Origin of the sequence: Pseudoroseomonas cervicalis ATCC 49957, assembly GCF_000164635.1 — a bacterium.
In the GTDB taxonomy this organism is placed as follows: domain Bacteria; phylum Pseudomonadota; class Alphaproteobacteria; order Acetobacterales; family Acetobacteraceae; genus Pseudoroseomonas; species Pseudoroseomonas cervicalis.
Window position 1 is genome coordinate 74961 of the sequence record NZ_GG770784.1, and the last position, 3254, is coordinate 78214.

Sequence of the window (3254 nt, forward strand, 5' to 3'; positions counted from 1 at the left end):
GCCGATGCGCTGGCCGCGCGCATCCGGCTGCACGATGCCGGCGGCCAGGCCCACCCGCCGCTGCCCTGCGCCACGGAGGCGACGGCCCCAGGCTGAGCCGACGGCTCAGCCGCGCCCCCCGCGCCGCAGATGGTCGATCAGCGCGCGCAGCTTCGGCGCCAGGTGCCGGCGGCTCGGGAAATACAGGAAGAAGCCGGGGAAGGGCGGGCAGTAATCCTCCAGCAGCGGCACCAGCTCGCCGCGGCCGATCCAGGGCCGGAAGCTCTCCTCCATGCCGAAGGTGATGCCGTGGCCGGCGCAGGCCAGGCGGATCATCAGCGCCATGTCGTTGGTGGTGACATGCGGCGCCACCTCGACATCGAACTCCGCGCCATCCGCGCCGAACTCCCAGCGATAGGGCGGCAGCTCGGGCGCCGGGCGCCAGCCGATGCAGCGATGCGCCGGCAACTCGCGCGGATGCGCGGGGCGGCCGTGCCGCGCCAGATAGGAAGGCGCGGCCACCGCCAGCTGCCGCTGCGGCGCCGAGACCGGCACGGCGATCATGTCCTGCGCGATCACTTCGCCCAGCCGCACCCCGGCATCGAAGCCCTCCGCCACGATGTCGAATTCCGCGTCGGTCACGGTGACGTCCAGGCGGATGCCGGGATGCGCCTCCAGGAAGGCGCCGAGCTGCGGCCCGGAGAGAAAACTCTCGGCGATGGAGGAGACCGCCAGGCGCAGCAGGCCGGAGGGGTGGCCGCGCAGCGCCGCCGCCGCCTCCGCCGCCTGGCCGATCTCGGCCAGGGCGCCGGCGATGCCGGCCTGGAAGCGCGCCCCGGCCTCGGTCAGGCTGACGCTGCGCGTGGTCCGCTGCAGCAGGGCGATGCCGAGCTGCGTCTCCAGCTTGCGCATGGTCTGGCTGACCGCCGAGCGGGTGACGCCGAGCCGGTCCGCCGCGGCGCGGAAGCTGCGCGTCTCGGCCACCACGGCGAAGACGGTGAGGGCGTTGAGGTCCAGGTGCATTGTCAAGGAAGGCTAACCTCTCCGGTCAGGCGGGAGCAAATTCTCTGAACGATGCCGCCCCGCTACCTCCTGGCCAGCGCCGGCCTCCCCGCCGGCCGGACAGGAGGAAGATTCCCATGGACAAGGTTGTTCTGATCACCGGCGCCTCGAGCGGCATCGGCGCCGCCATCGCCCGCGAGCTGGCCGGCGCCGGCGCGACGCTGCTGCTGGGCGCCCGCCGCACCGACCGGCTGCAGGCGCTGGCCGAGGAGTTGAACGCCGCCGGCGGCACGGTGCGCGTCCAGCGCCTCGACGTCACCGACCGCGCCGATGTGGCGGCCTTCGCTGACACCGCGCTCGGCGCATGGGGCCGCATCGACGTGATGGTGAACAATGCCGGCGTCATGCCGCTCTCGCCCATGGCCGCGCTGAAGGTCGATGAGTGGGAGCGCATGGTGGACGTCAACATCAAGGGCGTGCTCTGGGGCATCGCCGCCGTGCTGCCGGCGATGCAGCGCCAGGGGCAGGGGCAGGTCGTCAACATCGCCTCGATCGGCGCGCTCAGCGTCTCGCCCACGGCGGCGGTGTATTGCGCGACGAAATACGCGGTGCGCGCCATCTCCGACGGGCTGCGGCAGGAGAGCCAGGCGCTGCGCGTCACCTGCATCCATCCCGGCGTGGTGGAGAGCGAGCTGGCCGGCACCATCACCGACGCGGCGGCGGCGGCGCTGATGCGCGACTACCGCGCGATCGCGCTGCGGCCGGACGCCATCGCGCGCGCCGTGCGCTACGCCATCGAGCAGCCGGGCGATGTGGACGTCAACGAGATCGTCGTGCGCCCGACCGCCGCCGCGCATTGAACGGCGGGTTCTGACGTCAGAAGCGGGGCGGGGGCCTTGGGCTGCCGCCCCGCGCGCGCTTCACGGCGCGCAGGTCAGCGCGGGCCGCATTGCGCGGCCAGCGCCGCGACACCCGGCTGCGCGCCGGAGAGCGGGATGCTCTCGGTCTCGCCCTCCAGCGTCACGCGCAGAGTCTGCCCGCGCAGGACCCGCAGCAGCGCCGCATCCAGCGGCACCGCGCCGCTCAGCACCGCCACATCGCCGAGTTCCTGATTCTCCACCGGCAGGCGCAGCAGCACGCGCCCGCCCTCCGAAGCCAGTTCCAGCCGCGCGGTACTACCGGCGCGCACCCGGTCGCGCTCATCGACATAGCTCAGGCTGAAGCCACGCCGCGCCGTGTCGCAGATCAGCAGCAGACTCTGGTCGCTGGTGTTGGGCACCTCATAGGCGAGGTAGAGGCGCCCCTCGCCCTCGCGCCGTTCCCATTGCATCTCCTGCGCCATGGCCTGCTGCGTCCAGCCGGCCAGCGCCAGCAGCCCGGCCAGGCCCAGACAGCGCGGCATCGCGCCCCGCCGCGCCGCGCCGCGTGACCTCGTGCCGCGCGCCGTGTCCGACATGCCTGTCTCCCACATCATCCGCTGCCAGCCATCCCGCCGGCGCCGTGGCGCGTCCAGCGGCACGCGCGGAACATTCGCGTGAGAGCCGCATGGCGACGACAACGCTAAGCGGGATGTGAGCGTCTCTCTCCCGATCGTGCGCAGCCTGGATCTGGATGCGACGACGCCGACGGCGCAGTGAAGCGCTGTCACCATCTTCGGAGGAATCATGACCCGTCTCCTGGCCACCGCGACCATCCTGGCGCTCGGCGCGGCCCCGATCTTCGTCACCGCGGCAGCGGCGCAGCCGGCCAATCTGCGGCCGACCCGCGATGTCACCGTCGCCTACCGCATGAGCATGGCCGGCGCCCCGCCGCAGGAGATGCAGATGGCCTTCTCCCCCAGCACGGGGAAGCAGCGCGTCGACATGCCTGGCAATGCCGGCTGGATGCTGATCGACCGCCAGGCCAATTCGGCGACGATGGTGATGGAGGCGCAGCGCGCCACCATGGCGATGCCGCCGGCGACCGTCGCGGCCATGACGCAGGAAGCGCCCCCGGGCGCGAGCTTCACCCGCAAGGGCACCGCCACGGTGGCCGGCCAGTCCTGCACCGAATGGGAGATGGTCGCGGGCCAGGTGCGCGGCACCTCCTGCTTCACCGATGACGGCGTGCTGCTGCGCTCCTCCGGCACCGGCGCGAATGGCGCGGCGGTGACGATGGAGGCGACCCAGGTGAGCTACGGCGCGGTCGATCCGGCGAAGCTGACCCTGCCCAGCGGCTATACCGCCATGCCGGCGCCGGGCGCGGCCCCGGGCGGCGCGCCGGGCGCCCGTCCG

4 protein-coding genes are annotated in these 3254 nt (G+C 73.0%); 2 read left to right on the forward strand and 2 right to left on the reverse strand.

Annotation, left to right across the window (positions count from 1 at the left end):
- Positions 1–105 precede the first annotated feature (105 nt).
- Positions 106–1002, reverse strand: coding sequence for a LysR family transcriptional regulator (locus HMPREF0731_RS18400; RefSeq protein WP_007005703.1), 897 nt, complete (start codon positions 1000–1002; stop codon positions 106–108).
- 116 nt (positions 1003–1118) lie between these two features.
- Here HMPREF0731_RS18400 and HMPREF0731_RS18405 point away from each other — a divergent pair, with 116 nt between their 5' ends.
- The gene (locus tag HMPREF0731_RS18405) at positions 1119–1841 is read left to right on the forward strand and encodes an SDR family oxidoreductase (protein WP_007005704.1); all 723 of its coding nucleotides are present in this window, start codon (positions 1119–1121) and stop codon (positions 1839–1841) included.
- Between the two features lie 74 nt (positions 1842–1915).
- On the opposite strand, the gene HMPREF0731_RS18410 is transcribed toward HMPREF0731_RS18405, so the two are convergent.
- Positions 1916–2437 carry a hypothetical protein gene (locus tag HMPREF0731_RS18410; RefSeq protein ID WP_211207962.1) on the reverse strand — a complete coding sequence of 174 codons (522 nt, stop codon included), beginning with the start codon at positions 2435–2437 and terminating at the stop codon, positions 1916–1918.
- Positions 2438–2645: 208 nt separating this feature from the next.
- Between HMPREF0731_RS18410 and HMPREF0731_RS25785 the strand changes: the two genes are divergently transcribed.
- Positions 2646–3254, forward strand: a 609-nt coding sequence (locus HMPREF0731_RS25785) for a DUF4412 domain-containing protein (protein ID WP_007005706.1), incomplete at its 3' end; no start/stop codon positions are given.

Bases quoted from the DNA above. Each gene is read 5' to 3' on its own strand.
- HMPREF0731_RS18400 (WP_007005703.1), bottom strand. From the start codon at position 1,002: ATGCACCTGGACCTCAACGCCCTCACCGTCTTCGCCGTGGTGGCCGAG.
- HMPREF0731_RS18405 (WP_007005704.1), top strand. From the start codon at position 1,119: ATGGACAAGGTTGTTCTGATCACCGGCGCCTCGAGCGGCATCGGCGCC.
- HMPREF0731_RS18410 (WP_211207962.1), bottom strand. From the start codon at position 2,437: ATGTCGGACACGGCGCGCGGCACGAGGTCACGCGGCGCGGCGCGGCGG.